Below are 20,670 nucleotides of genomic sequence, written 5' to 3'. Positions count from 1 at the left end.
CTAACCTGCCTTCAATGCGAATTTGTTTTCTGCGCGACCGAACAAGCGCTCTGAACCAAACGAAATCAGAAGGTAGAGCAGCGCAGCAACTGCATAAAATGTAAATGGCTTGTGGGTCGATCCTGCTGCGACGGTTGCCTGACGCATCAATTCGGCAACGGCGGTCAAAGATACAAGCGCCGTATCTTTCAACGTTACCAGCCAGATATTGCCGAGTGCTGGCAGAGAAACTCTCAACAGCTGTGGCAACTCGATCAGCACGAAAGCCTGCGGGTTTGAAAATCCATAGGCATGGGCCGCTTCGATCTGCCCTTTGGGAATGGACTTGGCCGCTCCGCGAAAGGCTTCAGATGTATAGGCAGTCACAATGACCATCAAAGCAAAGGCACCAAGAGCAAAACCACTAAGATTTATCCGCTCCGTATATCCAAAACTTTGCGCCACCGAGCGAACCACAGCACCGGATCCAAAGAAAAACAGATACAGGACAAGAAGCTCGGGTACACCACGAAAGATCATTGTATAGGTGACCACCAGCCAGCGCGAAACCCGCCCCTGTCGTCGCAGGATCATCAGCAGCAATCCAGCAATGCAGCCACCGGCAAATGCTATGATTGCCAGGGCAAGGGTGGTCCCCAAACCTTGCAATAATTCATCGCCCCAGCCTGATTGTCCGTAGGAAAACAATTCTAGCATATTGATCACATCTTGCTGTGGTTGGATCGATGGCCCAGGCCGCCGATCATGAGAAGAGCCAGAAGCGCCCAAATAAATGGGTTAGATGGGCGCTTCTGTTTGGACTTTAGGGAGCAACGGAATAGCCGAACCACTTCTTGGACAGCTTTTCGATTGTGCCGTCTTTCATAAGTTCTGCGATCGCTGCATCCATTTTGGCCTTCAGTTCAGCATTGCCTTTGCCAATCCCGAAGCCGATGCCTTCACCCATTTGAGGATAGTCAGCATAGGTCAGGGTCGGGCCAAACATATTCAGTTTTGCATCAGGATTGGCCTTGGAAAATTCCTCCCAAGACGCCACTTCCATAAGAGCTGCATCGATACGGCCAAATTTCAAATCAGCGATGATCTGGTCAGCCTGCTGGTAGATTTTGACGTTCACACCAGGGAAATTCTCGGCAACGACAGATTCAAAAATCGAGGCCCCCTGAACCCCAACGGCTTTCTTGTCCAGTTCTGCCTTGAGTTTTGCCTGATCCTTGATAGAAGAGAACTTGTCTCCGGATGTCGCAAATGCTGCAGGGGCCTGCGCATAGGCATTTGAGAAGTCGATGCTTTTCTTGCGCTTCTCAGTGATGGAGATAGCCGATACAATCATATCATATTGGCCGGCAACCAAAGCCGCCAACAAACCATCATAGGCCTGATTGGTCCATTCACACTTTACTTTGGCTTTCTCGCATGCGGCATTGCCTACATCGATATCAAAGCCAATCATGTTGCCGTTGGTGTCTACTGACTCCCAGGGCGGGTAATCTGCACTGGTGGCAATTCTGATGGATTCAGCCGCCGCTGGCAGGCTGACGAATGCCGACAGTGCAGCAGCTAGAACGACTTTCTTCATTTGAACATTCCTCCTTGTTAAATGACTGACGCCAGAAACTGAGCTGCTCGCTCTGTTTTTGGCGACCCAAAGACTTCTTCCGGCTCGCCATCCTCAGCGATCCGGCCTTGATCGAGAAAAATCACACGATTGGAAACCCGGCGCGCAAAGCCCATCTCATGGGTCACCAAAATCATGGTATTACCCTGATCTGCCAGTTCCTCGATCACCTGCAGCACTTCGCCGACCAGTTCGGGGTCCAGCGCAGAGGTCGGCTCATCAAAAAGCAAAAGAGATGGATCCATAGCCAAGGCGCGCGCAATTGCGGCACGCTGCTGCTGACCACCGGAAAGTTGATGCGGGTAGTAATGCATTCGCTCCCCCAAACCGACACGCATCAGCAGCTCTTCCGCCCGCTCATTTGCGGCCTGCTTATTGCGCCCCAAAACATGGATCGGAGCGATTGCTACATTTTCGAGAACGGTGAGATGTTGCCAGAGATTGAAGCCCTGAAAGACCATCGGCAGTGCGGAACGGAGCTTTTGAACATCCTTGGTGACTTTCAGTTGACCTTCATGGTTCGTTTGAAAATCTACCTTCTGTCCATCGATGTGCATCACGCCCTTCTCGGGTACTTCAAGCAAATTCAAGCAACGCAGAAAGGTACTTTTACCCGATCCAGAAGAGCCAATGATTGAAATCACCTGCCCCTGTTCTGCACTCAAGGAAATGTCTTTGAGAACGGTAAGCTGACCATATGACTTTGTAAGATTCTCCACGGATAACCGAGATATGGGTGCGGTCATAATCTATCTCCTCCCAAAGACAGGCATGATCAGAAAATCCAAAATGGATATTTTTGTCTTATCGATAGACGCAGAAGTCGTCGGATATGATCGAATACCATATCCGGCTCTTCAGGATCGATCGTGTCTGTTACTTGGATCGCTGTTCCATGTTCAGCCAAACCGACTTGGCAATCGCAGCATCCTGCACTGCCACTCCGGTTAGATCGGCAATCGTGATATCGTCATCCGAGCGAGGCTTGGCTCCGTTCAAAAGCGCTTCACCAAGTGGCGTCAGATCACTTTCTGCAATCACCTTGGCTTGCAACGCGTTCGTTGTTTCACCATGCTCGATACATTGGGACGGAGAATCCACGAAGATTTGGGAAGCTCTTGCGAAGAGCTGTTCATCGATTTCCTGTTTTCCCGGTGAATCAGCACCAACAGCGACAATATGCGTTCCAGGCCGCACCCATTCCGCTTCGATCAGTGGAGCTTTTGACGGTGTGGTCGTTACGATCACATCCGCTTTTTCACAGAGCTCGCTTGGCGTCTCCGCTTGTGCAACATCAACATCAGGCAATTCAGAGCGCAGGACCTCTATCAGCGAGGCTGTTTTCTCATCATCCCTGCCCCAAATGACAACAGATTTGTAGCCAAGCAGCTCACAGATCAGTTTTGCCTGCAGATGTCCCTGAATGCCGCTACCCAAGATACCGATAGTCTTTGCCGAGCTACGAGCACCCAGGCGAGTTGCCAAAACGCCAGCAAGTGCTGTTCTGAGATCAGTCAGAACGCCCTCGTCTTGCAGAATGGCCAGAGGCGTTCCATGCTCGGCCGAAATCACCGCCATGAAACCATTTGATGAACTCATGCCCTTGGCAGGATTGTCATAGAAGCCAGTTGCGAGTTTGACGGTGAAGACCTCATCTCCATCAACATGCGCACATTTAATGTGACACTCACCGTTTGATGTATCAAAGCCCAGATGGGTTACAGGAGCCACCTGCGCCTTGCCTGAAGCAAATGCTTTAAAACCATTTTCAATATCGTTCAGAACAGCTGGCAGATCGACATGGTCTAGGATCTGCTCCTTCCCGATGATTTGCATGGCGGCCCAATTCCCTTTGTTGCGAGAAATATCTCAATTTTATTTCGTAGACATTTTGTCTAATTTAGACTAAACAGTATACATCAAAATATGATCTGACAAGCCGGAAAATTCCATGACAGTAGATTTGGTTGATATTCAGCACGCACAGGACCGCATTCGCCCCTATGTTACCCCCACGCCCTTGGCAATCTCTCACAGCTTAAGTAGGCATCTGAATTCCAAGGTTTTTTTGAAATACGAGACACTGACTTCAACGGGTGCATTCAAGTTGCGCGGAGCAACCAACAAATTGCTGAGTTTGCCTGAGGAACAACGCAATCGTGGTGTCATTACCGTTTCCAGCGGCAATCATGGCCGGGCGCTTGCCTATATTGGAAAAGAACTCGGTGTTCGGGTGATTGTGTGTGTCACTGAAATCGTTCCGCCCGAGAAAGTTCAGGGACTTCGGGACTTTGGTGCGGAAGTTGTGGTCCATGGAAGCAATCAGGATGAAGCAGACGCCGAGGCACGGCACATTGCGGAAAGTAACGGCCTGCTATTTGTCTCCCCTTTTGATGATCGTGAAGTCATCGCTGGGCAAGGCACCATCGGATTGGAGATATTGGCTTCCCAACCGGATCTGGACTGCGTTCTGGTTCAGCTTAGCGGAGGCGGATTGATGAGCGGCGTTGCCAAAGCCATCAAGAGCCTGAAACCGGAGATCGAAGTCATTGGAATTTCATCACTCCATGGCGCTGCCATGTTAGAGAGCATCAAGGCTGGCCACATCGTCAACGTAGAGGAAAAGCCTTCCATCGCTGATGCCTTGCCGGGGCCCATTCCACCAAACAATCGCTATACATTTGCGATGTGTAGAGATCTGGTCGATACTCATATTCAGGTCTCTGATGAGCAGATTGTAGAAGCAATGGCCCATATTCTGCATAACGAGAAGTGCATCGTCGAAGGCGGAGGCGCTGCCGGCGTCGCGGCATTGCTGAACAATCAGGAGCAGTTCCACGGGAAAAATGTTGCGGCCATTCTGAGCGGAAACAATATCAGTTCAGAGCGCGCTATCAATCTGATCGGAGACTAACCAAGCCCCAGCGACCTCGACTGCTTTAATTGAGGTCGCAATTAATAGCTTTGAAAAATAAAGAGAAATTCAGACAATAAAAAACCCCGTCAGATTCACTCTGCTCGGGGATTTTGGTGCCCAGGAGAGGACTCGAACCTCCACTTCCATACAGAAACTAGCACCTGAAGCTAGCGCGTCTACCAGTTCCGCCACCTGGGCAACTCAGGTGTGAGGCGGTTTTTAAGGAGGTCTTGGTCCAATGTCAACGCGCCTATTTTAAAAATGTGCACAATTCACACGATAAAATCTCACCCAAGGGTGCAGTATGGGGAAAGTCTGCGATTCTGGCCTTCACACAGCGCTGTGGAAGGACTATGGAGAGAGAAAGGTATTTCATCCATTTGTGACTCTTGTGATAAAATACCATCTGCGCTTGTTCGCAAAGGGACCAAAACAATGATGGCAAATCAATCGTCCAAGATTGTAACTGTATTTGGTGGCTCAGGTTTTCTGGGACGCCATGTTGTCCGCGCTCTTGCTAAACGCGGCTATCGTGTACGCATTGCCGTACGTCGTCCAGAACTGGCTGGCTTCATGCAGCCGCAAGGTGGCGTCGGACAGATCTTCCCTGTTCAGGCAAATCTGCGCCATGACTGGTCCATTGAGCGCGCAATTGAAGGCGCTGACACCGTCGTCAATCTGGTCGGTATCCTTTACGAGACGTCCAAGCAGAGCTTTGAGTCTGTTCATAAAGATGGTGCTGAGGCCATTGCAAAGGCAACTGCCAAAGCCGGCTTGAAGAATCTGGTCCAGATCTCCGCTATCGGTGCTGATCTGGAAAGTGACTCTGACTATGCACGCACCAAAGCTGAAGGCGAGAAAGCCGTGCAAGCTGCAGTGCCTGAAGCTGTGATTGTTCGTCCTTCTCTTTTGATCGGCCCCGACGATGATTTCTTCAATAAATTTGCCGAGATGAGCCGCTTCTCTCCTGCCCTGCCACTTATTGGTGGTGGTGAGACCAAATTCCAGCCGGCCTTTGTTGGCGACGTAGCTGAAGTGATTGCTCGTGCCGTTGATGGTGAACTGGAAGCCGGTCAGACCTATGAACTTGGTGGACCGGAAGAGAAGAGTTTCAAAGAACTGCTCGAAATCATGCTTTCCGAGACTCAACGCAAACGTCTTCTGTTGCCAATGCCATTTGGCATCGCCAAGGCTCTTGCATGGTGGACCGAGATGCTTCCATCACCTGTTCTGACCTGCGATCAGGTAACTTTGCTGAAGACTGACAATGTTGTCAGCGATGCCGCAAAATCTGCCGGCCGAACCTTTGAGGGCCTAGGGATAAAAGCCCAGTCGGTTGAAGCTGTTGTCGGGTCGTATCTGTGGAGCTATCGCCCTGCTGGTCAATATGAAGCCAACCGCGCGCGTTAATCCCGATTTTCATGCTGACAGGATATGAAAGGCGAGCCAATGACTCGCCTTTCTTTTTATCTGAATGGTAGTCTGCTCTATTCATCAATGCTCTTTGGCTGGCATAATTGGCATCAGATCCATACGGGCCTTGAAGCTTGACCAATCTTTTTTTTCCGGATCAGACCAAGCGCTTTCCGCAATCGCAGAGAGGCGTGGGAAAACCATATGATTGAAGCGAGCACGGCTGGTCAGATTTTCGCTCCAGATGCAACCCTGAATACCGAGCAACTTGCCTTTAGGCATTTCACCGGCATCTGGCTCAAACTCATAAGTTTGCTTTGCCGATGATATTCCCGCCCAGCTAAGACCGGGCTCGTCCCAATTATCGGATTGTGCCATGTCCAGATAATAGGCTTCGCCCGGACATAGAATGACATCATAGTCTTGTGTGGCAAGATCCACACCATTCTCGGCTTTCAACCAAGCCATGATAGGGCTTTTTTCCGGGCTAAGACCCTGCTCCTTTGCAGCTTCTTCCCAGCCAATGGCAGTTTTCTCATGTTTGGCCAACAGCTTTTCGATATAACGCATGATAACTGCTTGCATTTTTTTGCTGTCAGGGTTCCCGTCTTCATCAAGCAGGCTTTTGGCCTTGGCCCAACTCATTGCTGCGCCAGATCCATTCCAAGCCTGTTCGGCAACTTCATCGCCTCCAACATGAATCCATTTGGAGGGAAACAACTCGACCAATTCTTCAAAGATTGTATCAAGAAACTTCCAAGTTGCCGCAAGACCCGGATTGAGCGCATTGTTGACGTAACCCTGAACTGATGCACCTCCCTGCATGGCGCTGGGGTCGACCAGTTCCGGCAGTGCCATCAGAGCTGCATGGCAATGTCCGGGAATATCGATCTCCGGCACCACGACGATTTCCAGCTCGCTCGCACGGGCGATGATCTCTCGCATATCTTGCTGCGTGAAGAAGCCGCCATGACGCTCCGGCCCAGAACCATGCTGAGGCTTGAGCGATAACTCATGGCCGCGCCATGCACCGATTTCCGTCAGGCGTGGATAGGCCTTGCTCTCCAAGCGCCAGCCCTCATCGTCGGTCAGATGCAGATGGAGACGGTTGAAGCGGTTCCAAGCCAGAATATCCAGAAAATCCAGAATGTCCTGTTTGTCATAGACCTGCCGGGAGACATCCAGATGCATTCCGCGCCAGGCAAACCGGGGGCTATCAATGATCATACCAACTTTGGGAAAGGCAAATTGATCATTGTCTCTTGCGCTTATCGCCATTTGGGCTAATGCGATCAGCGCATAAAGGCAAGCTTCACCATCATTGGTGGTGATGAGGATATGATCTTCACTGAAGTCGAGAAGGAAGGAAGTATCCTTCTGATGATCTTCTTCGTCCTCTTCGTTTGAGAAAACAAAGTTCAGTTCCTCTTCTTCATCTTGTTCATAATAACCAAGATTGACCTCGAGCAAATCAGGAGCTGGTTGATCTGAAAATAGCGAACTTTCCAACGCAAAAAGACGCTCAATCAGATCATTCGCACGACGACAAAGAGCGGTATCCGACAAGAAAAAGCCCCTGGGCTCTTGCTCGAACCAGTCCTCGATCCGTGCGACTTCGGGCGCTGGCAAAAGACCCAAAGGTGAAATCTTTGAAATTCGAATAGGTTCCTGATCTGCACAGGTCTTTGCAACTTCAATTGCTTTTGCTGGCTGCAAAGGCTCACAGGTCACAAGTTCAATGGATCCATCATCATGAATGAGATAGGCGCAACTGGGGCCATCCGTGCAATGAGAAGGTTTATGACTCAGACGTGGAATGGTCACGCTCCAAACCACGCCATCCTCGCCTGCTTCGCAGTCTGTCAAAGGACCTATTTCATGGTAATTTGCAGTGCGCGCAACAAAGCAACCATTTTCCAACTCCGTCTCTGGTGGGATCCGGGTAATGGATGTAAAAGCCAATCGTGCGGTGCTTTCCAATTGACTATCAGGCTCACCACTTAAGGTAAGTCTCATGGCACCGGTGTTTGTACTCTTCTCAATCCATTGGCTTTGCAACATCCACGTCATCTACGTATCCTTGCCCGTCTTATTCCCCGGTCCAAATATAAAAGGCGGAGCCAAGCCCCGCCATTTACTCGATGTCTGTTAAGCGTCTTGGCCGCTATTAGTCAAGCGGTGGAATACGCAAAACCTGACCAGGATAGATTTTGTCCGGATGGGTCAACATTGGTTTGTTGGCTTCGAAAATGCCTTCATATTTTGCGCCATTGCCATAATGTTCGGAGGAAATTGCCCAGAGGGTATCGCCTTTTTGGACGGTGTAGAAGGTTGCTTCCGGCTCTTCGGTCTTGACTTCAATATTCTCTTCAACCTTGGAGATGCCAAGGGTATTCCCCAGTGCCAGAACAATCTTTTCTCGCAAGGAACTGCTCTCAGTGGCACCCGCCACCTTGACGGTATCACCTTCAACTTCGATTTCCAGATTTTCGGCTTCCAGACCATGTTTTGCAACTTCGGCCTTGAGATCTTCCGCTGCCGGAGTCTCATCTTCAGAAGTGATGCCGATTTTCTCACCAACAGACTTAATAAAATCAAATACGCCCATGTTCAAACTCCATCAACCGGCCCAAATCACAGGCCAACAGCTGCTCTATTTTATGCACCCATATCAGGCAAAGCAGATTTATGACCAAAAAACAATAAAGGAATGAGCCTAAGAGTGCTTTCCCAGGCCCATTCCTACAGTTTTCTGTCTTTTCTAGTTTTTAGAATGAGCGCTGCACATCTTGCAGGAAAGAGCCGACCATCTGTTTCAGCTCTCCAGCCTGCCCTGCAACATTGCGCGAACTATGCAAAACGTCGTCCGCACGATGTGTGGTCTCACCTGCTTTTGTGGTAACTTCACTCATGTTGGTTGCAACAGTCTGCGTGCCCTCCGATGCAGTTTGAACAGAGCGAGCAATCTCGTTGGTTGCAGCCCCTTGCTGGCTTACGGCACTGGCAATGGAAGAGGTATAAGAAGAGACATTTTCCATGATTTCGGCAATTGCGCCAATGGAAGATGCAGCATCACGGCTGGAATCCTGGATATCATGGATTTGCTGTGAAATCTCTTCTGTTGCTTTCGAGGTCTGAGTTGCCAGCTCTTTCACTTCAGAAGCCACGACAGCAAAGCCTTTCCCCATCTCACCAGCACGAGCTGCCTCGATTGTGGCATTCAGTGCCAACAGATTGGTCTGCTCGGCAATGTCACGAATAAGGCTCACCACCTCACCAATTTTGCTGGATGCATGCTCAAGGCTCTGCACCTTGACATTGGATGTCTCGGCGGCTTGTGTGGCTTCGCTGACAATGTTCTGGGTTTGCTCGACCTGCTGATTGATATCGGTGATCGAAGCCGCCAACTCTTCTGTCGCCGTCGCAACGGTCTGAACGGAATCTGCGGCCTGCCCCGATGCACCATCTGCCTGATTTGCCCGCTCGGAAGTATCTTTCGCAATGGCAGTCAGAATTTGGGCATCATTTTCCATACGACCCGCATTTTCACTGACCTCGACAAGTGCTTGCTGAATGGCAGCGTCAAATCCAACTACCAATTCATGCACTTTTTGGTGACGCTTGTCTTCCTGGTCACGACTTTCCTGTTGCTGATGTGCCAGATCATCTGCCAGTTTTGCTTTCTCTCGAAAGACCTCAAGTGAACGGGCCATTTCGCCAATTTCATCCTTACGGTTCTGATCATCAATCCCACAGGTCAATTGACCGGATGACAGCGATGACATGGCTTTTTGCAGGCGTGAGAGAGGGGCAGTGATAGAATGAGACTGCCAATAGCCGATCACCCCACCAAGAATGATAAGGGAGACGAGAATAACTGCACTGATCCAGAGATAATTGCTCCAGACATTTGCAAAATAATCCGCAGGCACAAGAACATGAAGCAGCCCGATTGGATGACCTGAGAAATCACGGATTGGATGGAGTGCGGAGGCGTAAACATCACTCGCAATTTTCAAATCATCCAGCATCACTGTTTCTTTTACTGCACTCAGCAGTTGATCCTTACCCAGCAAAGGATCCTTTCCAGCAGTACTGGCCATCAACGAGATATCTGCGGCCTTGGTACCAAATTGCTCGAAACTGGTGTTCGGTAGCAGGTAGAATTCTGTTTTTACGCCACTTTTGTCAGTGAAAACCTGAAAGAAATCCTTGCCAAATGATAGACCGAATTCGATAGAGCCAACATGATTGCCTTGATGCGCGATGGGTACAACACCACGGACACCAATACCTGCGCGACCACGCTCCAGCCCCATGATGGTGGTTTTTTGGGTATTGGTTGCAACTACTGTCTTACGAAAGCCAGAGAGATCATCACCGAATTTTTGCGGTTTATGAACACGCAGGAAAGACGTGGCTGGTGACAAATGGAACTGGAATTGACGCACACCATTTTCTTGCTTCCATTTCGCAAATCCGCTATTGAATAGAGCTCCCAATCCTTCCCGGTCCTGCTCAGCCATTGCTTGTTGAACGGCTGGAATTCCTGCCACCAATGCCGCTCGATTTACCGCATCGCGGTTCCAGTTTTCGATCCGACTGTCCAGTTGCGCGATGTAAGCTTTCAGCTCGCGTTGCTGGGCAGTATCAATCAGATCGCTGATAACGATGCTGGTAATCGTGGCCATCAGACACAGGACAACAAATACGATACCCGAGAGGGTGACGATGAAGCGATTTCGGAGGGACATAAGAAGGCTCAATTCTAATACAGATTGGACGGTCGGTAAAATTCGAACATACGACCATTAACAAAATATAAAATATGAATGTGTCTCGCGCCTATAAGTGAAACATATCGAACTATTTTGTTTGAAACCGAACAAATGAGAGAGAGTTATATGACAAAATTACGCATTTCTACCGGCTCTGATATGGAAAAAGAGGCAGGATATTCTCGTGCAATAGTCGATGGAGATTGGTGTTTTGTTTCAGGCACCACCGGGTATGACTACAAAACCATGACGATGCCTGATGATATTGTCGCTCAGGCCCATAATTGTTTTGCGACAATAATTCAGACATTGGAGGAGGCAGGCTTCAGCCTTCAGGATATTGTTCGGACAAAATATTACGTGACATCAAGGAAACATGCTGATGCCGCTTTTCCCGTCTTTGGGCATTATCTTGGCGAGGTTCGTCCAGCAGCGACCTTGATCATCTGTGATTTGCTGCGAGAAGAGATGAAAATCGAGATCGAAGTCACCGCCAAGAAATCTGCGTAGAACCATTCATTCTACCAAAACAAGAAAAGCCCGGCATGGGCGGGCTTTTGATTTTATACTTCCATCACAGATCAGAATTTGAAGACCAGATAAAGGGCCAGATCTTGCCAAAACCACAGCAAGGCTGCTGTTGCAAGCATCATGATGGCAAATGGCCAGGCACCGCGGACCACTTCCTGTAACTTTGCTTTTCCCACCGCCTGGATGATGAAAAGGTTCATGCCAACTGGTGGAGTAATCAGAGCCGTCTCGATGAGGACTACAAAGAAGATGCCGAACCAGATGGGATGAATGCCCATGGCTTCCAAAGCCGGATAGAGCACCGGCACCATGATGAGCAACATGGAGATGGATTCCAGAAAAAAGCCCATCAGCAACAAAACACCGCCAACTGCCAGCATGAAGATATTGGCATCTGAAATATTGGTTGTCAGTGCCGTCGAGATTGCTTGCGGGATCTGGAACAGAGTGATGGCATACGAGAAGACCTTGGCACCAGCAATGATCAGGAAGATCATGATCGTGGTGACCATAGCCTTATGAGTGGCATCTTTGACCTTCTCCCAATCCATACGTCCCATGGCATATGTCATGGCCAAGGCAAGAACAAAGCCAACACCCGCACTCTCACTCGGTGTTGCGATCCCTGCATAAATGGAGCCAATGATACAGGCTGCAAGAAGAATCGTAGGCAGCGCCATCAGGGTTGCGCGCTTACGCTCAGCCCAATCGGCCTTCGGGCTTGGCGTATAGCCACCACCAAAGCGGGAATAAAGCATGCCATAAATGATAAAGAGCCCGGCCAGGAACAGGCCCGGCCCGATCCCTGCCAGGAACAGGCTTGGGATGGATTCTTCCGTCACTACACCATAGAGAATGAGCGGAATCGAGGGCGGAATTAAGATCCCAAGTGTTCCTCCGGCTGCTAACATTCCAAGTGTGAAGGAACGGTTATAGCCTCTTGCTTCCATCTCTGGCAGAGCAACCGTACCAATGGTAGCGGCTGTTGCGACAGACGACCCGGAAATTGCAGAGAAAAGCGCGCAGGAAATAATCGTTGCAACACCCAGCCCGCCCGGCCAATGCCCAACCCAGCTTTGCACGGCTGCGAACAGATCCTTACCCACGCCGCCTTTCAGCAAGACACCAGACATCAGAAGGAACATGGGCACGGCCAACAACTCGAAACTGTCCATGGTGCCATAGAGCCGTTGCGGTACGCCGACCAGTGGAAAGCCTTTCCACCAAAGCAAAATGACACCAAGACCTCCAAGCGCGAAGGCAACGGGAACGCGCAAGCCCAACAGAACGACAAGGGCGCCAAGAATGATTGCTGCTTCCATTTTATTTTCTCGCTTCTCTTGGCATCAGTCTGCGCTATGGGCATCAAGCTCTGGCACACCTATGGTCCAGACCTTGACGATCTCGGCCAATGCTTGCACAAGCAAGAAGCCCAACCCGACCCAGATGGAACCATGGGTCAACCATTTTGGTGGGGCTAGAAAAGAATCTGTGGTATGGCCAGCCAGAGTTGCTTTCAGCCAAAGATCGAAGCCGAATTTGACGGCAACAGCACAAAATCCGGCGATGATGATGAGAGACAAAGTCTCCACCAGTTTTCGGGCCAGACTATCCGTTTGCTTGAAAAACAGATCGATGACGATCAACTCACGATGCTTGAGCACATAGGCTGACGCCAGAAAGGTCGCCCAGATCTGAAAGATGCGTGAGACTTCATCCACCCAGATGGTCGGGGCGATAAAAACATAGCGCATCACTACTTCATATGTGACGAAGAAGCCCACCGCAAACAGCATCCAGGCGGAGAGCTTTCCGGTAAATTCGGCGATTTTATCTATGAAAGCGAGCATGGCTCTTCCTCGCTATAGAGATTAGGGGCAACCGTGGCCGGCCGCCCCCTTTTTCAAAGCAAAAAGCTTATTTTGCAGCTTCGATGACCTTGGCAGCGGTCTCACCACCATTTTCGATGAAGCGATCAACCACTGCTTTGGTTGCTTCGCGCCATTTGGCCCGCTCTTCGTCGGTCAGATCAACGATATTGATCTTGTCTTTGAGGAATTCGAGAGTTTCATTCTCGATTTTCAGCATATTGTCGCGAAGTTCCTTCTCGACCTTCATGCCGCACTCATTGACGATCTTCTTATTGGCATCAGAGAGGCCATTGTAGAAGTCATTGTTCATGACAGCCACGAACTCGATATCCGCATCATAAGACAGGGTCATATTCGGCATGACTTCATAGAGCTTGCGGGATTTTACGCCGGTGATACCGGTGATGCCAGCATCAACCGCGCCCTGCTGATAAGCCAGAAACTGTTTGGAGCCGGACATCAGGGTTGGTGCACCGCCCAGAGCTTCCACGGTCCAGCCAAGAAGCTTACCGAAGGTACGAACCTTCTTGCCTTTCAGATCGTCTGGCACGCGAACAGGCTCTTTGGACAGATAAATGGTGCGGCCATAGGCCTGCCACCACAGAATGCGGGCATTGGTCTGTTCCAGAACGGCAGCATCCAGCACCTTGCGTACGTCGGAACCAGGAGCGGTGGCTTTTTTCACCTTCTCTTCGCTATCCAACAGGAATGGCACATAGATGGCGTCCACGGCGGGTACGGTACCAGCAAAACGTGTCAGAGATGCAGCACCCATTTCAATAGCACCGGACCCGACGGCTTCTGGTACCTGCTTGTCCTTATAAAGCTGGGCAGACGGAAACAGCTGCACTTTCAGATCAGATGCCTGACCTTCAACACAGGATTTCCAAGCATTGAAATTCTGGCCCAAAGGGTGCTTTTCCGGAAGCTGAAGCGTGATGCGGATGGTTTTGTCGGCCATTGCAGATGTGCTGGCAGCCGCACTCACGGCCAAGGCTGCGACGGCACCTAACAGAAGTTTTTTCATGATTTTCCTCCCCAGTAGTGAAACTTGCGTCGGATTTGGGTCAATCCGACGAGAATATGGTCTGGCTAATATGGTCAGGACGACCAAAGGCGGGGCTCGCTTATACACGAACTGTTCTATTTGACGTTTGTTTGTTGCAGGTTAGTGGAGAAAGCGGCTTGTTGCAAGCCTTCACAAATTGCCTGTTTTGCAGATGTTGCAAAATTTCGGTCAATTCAGCCCAAAAGTAATATTCACATAATCTGATTGATAAGATTTTCGCACAGCAATTCGTCCGCACCACCTAAAGGTGCAACTGACTATGCTCAGTCATCCGGCAGTGAGCCAGCGAGCCTTTTGGCACTGGTACGCAATTCAACAAGAATATCATCGCGTATTTTCTCATTATAGCGGCTGATCAGACCAGAGACTGAAAAGGCACCGGCAAGTGCCCCCCGCGCATTGAAGATCGGCATGGCAACCGAGAAGAGATCAGGATCTCTCTCGCCTAGTGAAACATAATAGCCATCAATGCGAATTTCATCATATGGCGCACCACGCGCACCACTATAGGCGAGCAAAATTCGGCCGGTTCCTCCCATATTGACCGGCAATCTCAAACCTTCTTCCAGATGGTGACGCACTTCTTTTTTGGAATTTTCTCTGTAAAGACAAAGTCTTTGATCACCTTCTCGTACAAAGAAGGAAGACGTCTCACCGGTCACTTTGGTCAGGTAGCGAAGCTCAGGCCGTATTTGATCACCGGCTGCAAAATTCTTGCGATAGAGCGATCCCAAACGCCACAAACCCGGCCCCAAATGATAACGCCCTTCCTCATCTTTTCGGATATAGCCAAAGCGCTCAAGAGATCCGCAAAGGCGCAGGATAGTACTTTTATAAAGTCCGGTTACCTGCGCCAACTCGCTTAACGAGAAAGAAATTTGACCTTCGGAAAAGACCTCCAATATGCTCAAAGCACGTTCAACAGCTTCCACTTTTTGCTCTGGAGATTTTTTCTCGCTGGTCATATCCCATCCTGCACTATTCTATTATTTGCACTCATTGTTCTGCAGAACAGAATGCATTGTCAAGATGATCTTGCTTCCCGATAGATGATATAGAGAGAGGCTGCCACGATCAGACCTGCCCCAAGCCAGAGCTGTCCAGGAGGCGCAAAGCCAAAAGCCAGGAATCCACCCAGTACATTGAGAGGCAGTTTGACATGATCGAATGGTTGCACATAAGTGGCATCAGCCGTTGCATAGGCCTTGGCAATCAGGAACTGGGCCAGCATGGTCAGGATACCGGATCCTATGATCAAGGCGACCATCAAACTCGAGATTGTCTCAAAACCGCTTCCAAGCGCCAGTAGGCCATTGATTGGCGTCATCAGGACCAGAAGATAGACCGTCACCGTTGTAGCAGGTTCCTGAGAGGTCAGGCTTTTGGTCAAAACAGATGTCGCTGCCCAGAAGATGGCTGCGACAACCGGCCAGAGCGCATGGACGCTAAAAGCATCAGACCAAGGCGCCAGGATGATCATTCCTCCAACAAAGCCAATGAGCGTCGCACTCAGACGATGCCAGCCAATTTGCTCGCCCAGAAACAGTCTGGCTCCAATTGTGACAAAGAAGGGTGATGTCATGATGAGCGCAATAGCTTGCCAGATTGGCACATGAGCAAGGCCTGCGACCCATGCCTGAACACCAAGAACAGCAAATAGCACCCGGAGCAAATGATGGCCAAGGTGACGGGTTTTCATTGCACTGAGCCCTACCCTGGCTAACCAGGGAAGTGAGAGCAACAATGCAACCAGATATTGGCCGAAGACCACGAGAGGGGAAGAGAGCCCCAGTCGCATGGTCAAGAATTGAGTGGTGACATTGACGAGAGCGAAGAAAGCTCCTGCAACGATCATGAAGGCGGCGGCACGAAAAGCAGCAGAGCGAAAGAAGGGATCCTGCTCCGAAGCACGTGCTGGATTTTGGGAAGTCTGATTCATTTGGCTTTCCTTTTCCATGCAAGTTTTGCATGGCTCAAGCGTTGGTGAATCAGGACGCACGGATTGAGAGGATCTGGCTCTGCCCAGTGAATAGATCACACACAGACAGGCACATCTACCCAAACAGCCATTTGGCCATCAGAGGCAATGATCCCGTTCAATTGCCGTTCTCTTTCATCCGGACTGTAACCGTCGGCTCTGGAATCGCACCAGATCTGCTGACCATTGCCTCTGTACCTGGTAAGGCGCTTTGGCAATGCGCTCGCGGGCTGACAGAAAAGCTTTGAGGCCTTTCTGAATACCGCCGGTGGGGACTTTCACCCCGCCCCGAGAACAAACCCACAAAAGATGCATCTCTTGCAAGCGGGGCGAGAATGCTTTGTTTTGGAAAGAAAAGCAAGCCTGCCAAAAGCGCAGGCCGTAAAGCACATCTGCTTTCACAAAAGACAAAGGCGGGATCCAAGGTCCCGCCCTTTTGTCTTGATTATCTATCCTTTGCGTAGGTTACGCATCAGGTTTGGTTTGATCCGCATCACCATCTGACTTTGGTGCGGAGCTTTGACGATTGTGGCGGCTCTTCATGAAGCGATCAAACTCTTCCTGATCTTTCACGCGGCGCAGCTCTACCAAGAAGTCTTCAAACTCAGCTCTTTCAGCCTCCAGCTTGCGGCGCTCTTCTTCGAGGCGCTCCATCTCAGCCTTGCGATATTCATCAAAGGCTACATTACCGGTCTTCGAGAAGCCACCATGGCGACTACGCGTGCCACAACATGCTCCATCTGCATGACTTTTCATCCGGCTCTTCATGTCCTGGAACATTTCACGCATTTCATCTCCCCAAATAATATAGGCCAACATTGCAAGACCAAGCGGCCAGAAGAAAATAAAACCAAGAATCATCAAAGCAACATGAGGTGCTTTCCAAGATGATTTAACGGTTGCTGCCTGTGACATTGTCTTCCTTTCGATTGGTTTTACGTTATGCAAAATTGCAATTTCTTCAAACAAGCAACTTTGCCTCTCACACCACAAGAGATGGGTCATTTTTTACTTGCTTCAAGATTTTTTGAGCAAAATTTATTTTTCGCGATTTGTCTTGAAGTTGGAGCTTTTCCTCCCATACGTGCCCGTTCATTGATGTAAGATCAGACAATATCAATGAACAACTGGTTTCAACTGTCACTGACGAAAGCACATCACTTCGTGAATTAAATTCCCTAATTTCAATGAGTTAATCCATTGACGCTACGCCAATGGCATTGGAGAAGCCTCGAAATCCTTACAGGAACACAAAAAGGCCGGATGAAAATCATCCAGCCTTTGAAATTCTCGACAATTTTGTGAGCTAGCTAGATCACGCTTGCTTTTTTGCTGGCGCCTTGCGGCGTGGAGCACGCTTTGCGGCAGGCTTGGATGCAGCGCTCTTGGTTTTTGCTTCTGTTGCACCGAGCTCATGATCCTGTTTACGAATGAATGCAGAGATGCGAGGTGCTATTTCAGAGCGGAAACGGCTGCCGTTGAAGACGCCATAATGACCGACACCTGCTTGTTCATAGTGATCGCGCTTGTCATCGGACAGGTTTGGACACAGGTCATGAGCGGCTTTGGTTTGGCCGACACCAGAAATATCGTCCTTCTCCCCTTCCACTGACATGAGAGCCGTCTGGATGATCTTGCTGCAATCCACTGCCTTGCCACGATATTCGAGTGTGCCATTGGGCAGAGAATGATCAAGGAATACAGCTTTCACCGTTTGCAGATAGAATTCTGCTGTCAGATCCATCACTGCCAGATATTCATCATAGAAATCGCGGTGCTTCTCGGCGGAGTCGCCGTCACCAATGATAAGATGATTGTAGAATTCCTGATGTGCCGAGACATGGCGATCCAGATTCATGCCCATGAAACCGCCAAGCTGCAAGAAACCAGGATAAACCTTGCGCGAAAAGCCTGCATGGGGGAATGGCACATGCATGATCACATTTCTCTCGAACCAGCCATCACCCTTGCTTTTGGCAAAGTCATTCACTGCCGTTGGTGAGATGCGGGTATCGATTGGACCGCCCATAAGCGTCATGGAAGCTGGCGCCATTGGATCATTGTTTTCATTCATGACGGCCGCCGCCGCCATGACAGGAACAGAAGGCTGACAAACTGCCATAATATGAGTGTTTGGCCCCAGATGATGCAGGATATCCATGATATATTCGATATAATCACACAGACCAAACTCACCTTCAGTCACAGGGACCAGACGCGCATCAATCCAGTCAGTGATATAAACATCATGATTGGGTAGCATCGTTTCCACCGTGCCCCGTAGAAGCGTTGCATAATGACCGGACATCGGGGCAACGATCAGCAGTTTGGGATCTTTTTTATGATCGGCGGGCAGCATCCGCTCGAAATGCAGCAGATTGCAGAAAGGGCGTTGCCAGACAACTTTTTCATGAACGGAGACAACTTCACCATCGACAGTCGTATCTTCCAGATCAAATTCAGGCTTGCCATACTGGCGTGTTGTGCGCTCGAACAGTTCGCACGCGGCTGCCAGAGATTTTCCCCATGGCGTTTGGGAGATAGGATTGACCGGGTTCTGCAGATAGATGCGGGTTGCATCAGCTGCGGCACGCCAAGGACTCAGAATTGCATGGTTCCATTCATAGAGTTGATAGAATGGCAAGGGCATGGCAGAAAGATCAAATTCCGGCATTTTTCCTTCAAACCAATTGCTCTGCATTGTCATTCGATTGTCTCCTGTTGGACCATTGCTGGTCTTAGTCCCGTCCACCTCAAAGTTGACCTATATATTTTCGTGCCGCTCATCCAAGATCAATTTGTGCATCGCACTACATTACTGTTACATTCTGTTCAGTGACAAGGAGGAATATACGCAACTTTTGGGGAATGCCGAATAGTTTTAGCGAGATTTATGCTGCAATGCAACAATTGCTGGCCATCTTTCGTTCATAGTTTCGAAAAAATGTAATTTTCTTCATTCCATCTTGCAAGCTCATGCAACACGGCTCATAGTCTACGACGATTACAAAAACTCCGTAGAGTCAACAGGCACTCCATGCTCACTTCCTCGCTGGCTGATCCCAGCTTTGGCAATCGCCATATAAAATTGGACACGCTTGTACGCCTGCGCTGGCTTGCCATTGGCGGCCAGACCGTTGCTGTTGTCATTGTCCATTGGTTGCTTGGGTATGCGTTTGAGGCTTGGCTTTGTCTTGCCTTGGTCGGTCTTTCTGCTTGGCTGAATTTCTATTTACAATTCCATTTCCGCAAGCATTTTCGCCTCAAATCAGAGATGGCCACGGCGTTGCTGGCCTATGACAGTTGTCAATTGGGTGGCTTGCTTTATCTGACCGGTGGTTTGCAAAATCCCTTTGCCCTGCTTTTGTTGGTACCAGCAGTTATCTCAGCCACCACTCAGTCGGCACGCTATACAATCTTTCTGGCTGGTATCATAAGCCTGATCGCTACCTTGTTGATCTGGTTCCATCAGCCCCTGCCGTGGGCTCAAAACAACCCACCAGAGCTGCCCCTCCTTTATATAGCAGCAATCTGGGTAGCGATTCTCCTCACCATGGGCTTCATGTCAGTTTATGCGCATCGCGTGGCCCAGGAGGGGCAGTTGCTCTCTGACGCCCTGTCTGCAACGGAGCTAGTTCTGGCAAAGGAACAGCATTTATCCAATCTCGACGGCTTGGCCACCGCTGCCGCTCATGAATTGGGGACACCTTTGGCTACCATCACACTTGTTGCCAAGGAATTGGAACGCGAGCTGATTGAGGATGATCCCATCTATGACGATGTTCTCTTGCTGCGTACGCAATCAGAACGTTGTCGCGAAATTCTGGGCAAATTACGTTCTCTCTCGAGCGCGGAAGATGCAACTTTCGCCAAAATGCGCCTGAAAGCACTGATTTCAGAAGTCTGCGAGCCTCATCTTGGTTTCGGCATTGAGATTGTTCAGAAGTTCCCACCCAATCTGGAACGCCAGCCTGTTCTATTACGCAATCCAGGGCTCCTTTACGGGCTGGGCAATTTGTTGGAAAACGCTGTTGACTATGCCAAGGGCAAAGTCGAACTCACAGCCAGTTGGAGCGATAGCCAGATCACCTTGCGGATCATGGATGATGGTCCCGGTTTTGCCGATGATGTGATCAACCGTCTCGGTGATCCATATGTGACCACGCGCGCGCACCATTACAAGTCTTCTGGCTCGGAAGCTAATGAAGAAAAGAGTGGTTCTTCCGGGCAAGATCAAATCAATGGCGGACTTGGTCTTGGTTTCTTCATCGCCAAGACCCTTTTGGAGCGTTCCGGAGCAAAAGTCTCAATTGCAAATCGACAAAGCCAGCCTCTTGGCAAGGATAAGCAAGGCGGCACAAATTCTGAGCAGATCACTGGCGCCATCGTCCTTATTTCGTGGTCCCGCCACGAACTTGAGGCAGATCAATATAAAAGAAGTAAGTTTGATGCTAAATTAAACCTTGAGACTGAATGACACAGGCCCTGCTTCACT

18 protein-coding genes, 1 tRNA gene and 1 riboswitch are annotated in these 20,670 nt (G+C 49.8%); of the genes, 4 read left to right on the top strand and 15 right to left on the bottom strand.

The window, feature by feature from the left end; genetic code table 11:
- From CRO57_RS18245 to CRO57_RS18230, 4 genes are all read right to left on the bottom strand, one after another.
- Positions 1-696, bottom strand: coding sequence for an ABC transporter permease (locus CRO57_RS18245; RefSeq protein ID WP_097154935.1), 696 nt, complete (start codon positions 694-696; stop codon positions 1-3).
- Between the two features lie 106 nt (positions 697-802).
- A complete protein-coding gene (locus tag CRO57_RS18240) occupies positions 803-1,579 on the bottom strand; it encodes a transporter substrate-binding domain-containing protein (RefSeq protein ID WP_097154934.1) in 777 nt (258 codons plus the stop codon).
- Positions 1,580-1,596: 17 nt separating this feature from the next.
- Positions 1,597-2,364 (bottom strand): amino acid ABC transporter ATP-binding protein, encoded by a 768-nt coding sequence (locus CRO57_RS18235; RefSeq protein ID WP_097154933.1) that lies wholly within the window; start codon positions 2,362-2,364, stop codon positions 1,597-1,599.
- A 130-nt stretch (positions 2,365-2,494) separates the two neighbouring features.
- Entirely contained in the window at positions 2,495-3,454 is a 960-nt protein-coding gene (locus CRO57_RS18230) for a Rossmann-fold NAD(P)-binding domain-containing protein (RefSeq protein ID WP_097154932.1), read from the bottom strand.
- 115 nt (positions 3,455-3,569) lie between these two features.
- On the opposite strand from CRO57_RS18230, the gene CRO57_RS18225 reads away from it, so the two are divergent.
- Positions 3,570-4,532: a threonine ammonia-lyase gene (locus tag CRO57_RS18225; RefSeq protein WP_097154931.1), complete on the top strand. Its 963-nt coding sequence runs from the start codon at positions 3,570-3,572 to the stop codon at positions 4,530-4,532.
- Positions 4,533-4,646: 114 nt separating this feature from the next.
- Here the strand turns inward: CRO57_RS18225 and CRO57_RS18220 are convergent.
- Positions 4,647-4,733: transfer RNA gene (locus CRO57_RS18220), tRNA-Leu, on the bottom strand.
- A gap of 240 nt (positions 4,734-4,973) precedes the next feature.
- Between CRO57_RS18220 and CRO57_RS18215 the strand changes: the two genes are divergently transcribed.
- Entirely contained in the window at positions 4,974-5,945 is a 972-nt protein-coding gene (locus CRO57_RS18215) for a complex I NDUFA9 subunit family protein (protein ID WP_097155173.1), read from the top strand.
- Positions 5,946-6,029: 84 nt separating this feature from the next.
- Here the strand turns inward: CRO57_RS18215 and CRO57_RS18210 are convergent, their stop codons facing one another.
- The 3 genes from CRO57_RS18210 to CRO57_RS18200 form a co-directional block, all read right to left on the bottom strand.
- Positions 6,030-8,018, bottom strand: coding sequence for a beta-N-acetylhexosaminidase (locus tag CRO57_RS18210; RefSeq protein ID WP_097154930.1), 1,989 nt, complete (start codon positions 8,016-8,018; stop codon positions 6,030-6,032).
- A 97-nt stretch (positions 8,019-8,115) separates the two neighbouring features.
- Entirely contained in the window at positions 8,116-8,556 is a 441-nt protein-coding gene (gene lysM, locus CRO57_RS18205) for a peptidoglycan-binding protein LysM (RefSeq protein ID WP_097154929.1), read from the bottom strand.
- Between the two features lie 160 nt (positions 8,557-8,716).
- A complete protein-coding gene (locus tag CRO57_RS18200) occupies positions 8,717-10,702 on the bottom strand; it encodes a methyl-accepting chemotaxis protein (protein ID WP_097154928.1) in 1,986 nt (661 codons plus the stop codon).
- Between the two features lie 150 nt (positions 10,703-10,852).
- On the opposite strand from CRO57_RS18200, the gene CRO57_RS18195 reads away from it, so the two are divergent.
- Positions 10,853-11,236: a RidA family protein gene (locus tag CRO57_RS18195; RefSeq protein WP_097154927.1), complete on the top strand. Its 384-nt coding sequence runs from the start codon at positions 10,853-10,855 to the stop codon at positions 11,234-11,236.
- Positions 11,237-11,307: 71 nt separating this feature from the next.
- Here the strand turns inward: CRO57_RS18195 and CRO57_RS18190 are convergent, their stop codons facing one another.
- The 7 genes from CRO57_RS18190 to CRO57_RS18160 form a co-directional block, all read right to left on the bottom strand.
- Positions 11,308-12,579 (bottom strand): TRAP transporter large permease, encoded by a 1,272-nt coding sequence (locus tag CRO57_RS18190; protein WP_097154926.1) that lies wholly within the window; start codon positions 12,577-12,579, stop codon positions 11,308-11,310.
- Between the two features lie 24 nt (positions 12,580-12,603).
- Entirely contained in the window at positions 12,604-13,107 is a 504-nt protein-coding gene (locus tag CRO57_RS18185; protein ID WP_097154925.1) for a TRAP transporter small permease, read from the bottom strand.
- Positions 13,108-13,174: 67 nt separating this feature from the next.
- The gene (gene dctP, locus CRO57_RS18180; protein ID WP_097154924.1) at positions 13,175-14,155 is read right to left on the bottom strand and encodes a TRAP transporter substrate-binding protein DctP; all 981 of its coding nucleotides are present in this window, start codon (positions 14,153-14,155) and stop codon (positions 13,175-13,177) included.
- Positions 14,156-14,460: 305 nt separating this feature from the next.
- Positions 14,461-15,162 (bottom strand): IclR family transcriptional regulator, encoded by a 702-nt coding sequence (locus tag CRO57_RS18175; RefSeq protein ID WP_097154923.1) that lies wholly within the window; start codon positions 15,160-15,162, stop codon positions 14,461-14,463.
- A gap of 59 nt (positions 15,163-15,221) precedes the next feature.
- The gene (locus tag CRO57_RS18170) at positions 15,222-16,136 is read right to left on the bottom strand and encodes a DMT family transporter (RefSeq protein ID WP_097155172.1); all 915 of its coding nucleotides are present in this window, start codon (positions 16,134-16,136) and stop codon (positions 15,222-15,224) included.
- Between the two features lie 162 nt (positions 16,137-16,298).
- Positions 16,299-16,475, bottom strand: a riboswitch (FMN riboswitch).
- Between the two features lie 165 nt (positions 16,476-16,640).
- Complete coding sequence (locus tag CRO57_RS18165; protein ID WP_097154922.1) at positions 16,641-17,090, bottom strand: DUF2852 domain-containing protein; 450 nt, start codon at positions 17,088-17,090, stop codon at positions 16,641-16,643.
- Between the two features lie 400 nt (positions 17,091-17,490).
- A complete protein-coding gene (locus CRO57_RS18160) occupies positions 17,491-18,882 on the bottom strand; it encodes a polyhydroxyalkanoate depolymerase (protein WP_280176194.1) in 1,392 nt (463 codons plus the stop codon).
- Between the two features lie 330 nt (positions 18,883-19,212).
- Here CRO57_RS18160 and CRO57_RS18155 point away from each other — a divergent pair, with 330 nt between their 5' ends.
- Complete coding sequence (locus tag CRO57_RS18155) at positions 19,213-20,652, top strand: ActS/PrrB/RegB family redox-sensitive histidine kinase (protein WP_097154921.1); 1,440 nt, start codon at positions 19,213-19,215, stop codon at positions 20,650-20,652.
- Positions 20,653-20,670 lie beyond the last annotated feature (18 nt).

Origin of the sequence: Cohaesibacter gelatinilyticus (assembly GCF_900215605.1) — a bacterium.
Taxonomy (GTDB): domain Bacteria; phylum Pseudomonadota; class Alphaproteobacteria; order Rhizobiales; family Cohaesibacteraceae; genus Cohaesibacter; species Cohaesibacter gelatinilyticus.
This window is presented reverse-complemented; position numbering and strand designations above follow the sequence as displayed.